The sequence below is a fragment of the Nocardia araoensis NBRC 100135 genome, assembly GCF_000308435.1.
GTDB lineage: Bacteria > Actinomycetota > Actinomycetes > Mycobacteriales > Mycobacteriaceae > Nocardia > Nocardia araoensis.
Genome location: NZ_BAFR01000241.1, coordinates 1 through 512, shown reverse-complemented (window position 1 = coordinate 512; position 512 = coordinate 1). Strand labels below are relative to the sequence as shown.

1 pseudogene is annotated in these 512 nt (G+C 68.6%); it reads left to right on the top strand.

Annotated elements, in window-relative coordinates:
• Window positions 1-251, top strand: a pseudogene (locus tag ON21_RS37455) (IS110 family transposase); the annotation flags it as partial.
• Between the last annotated feature and the right edge of the window lie 261 nt (window positions 252-512).

Here is a 512-nt window from a genome sequence, read left to right as displayed (position 1 = left end):
CCTCGATGCCCGGCATCGGAGTCAGGACCGGCACCCGCATCCTGCTCGAAGTCGGTGACGCCACGGCGTTCGCCTCGGCCGGCCACCTCGCCTCCTACGCCGGCATCGCCCCGATCACCCACCGCTCCGGCAGCTCCATCCGCGGTGAGCACCCCGCCCGCTCCGGCAACCACAAACTCAAACGAGCGCTGTTCCTGTCCGCATTCGCCGCCCTGCACGACCCGGCCAGCCGCGCCTACTACGACAAAAAGGTGCGCGCCATGAGGCGCTGGTGCGCCGTGAGGCGCCAGGAATCGAGGGAGGTGAGAGACCTTCTCGCCGAGCTGTCGCAGCAGCTCGGTAGGAGCGGAGCGCAGTCCGACCCGGGAGGCGCCGGGGAGGGCGGGAAGCAGCGCTGCCGAAGCCTGGACGGTCCGGAACTACCAGACGGGTCGGGTCCGGCGAGCGAGATCGGACGGTATACGACAGGAACCAGTGGTTAAAGCTTCGTAAGCGAGGCACCGGCTCAAATC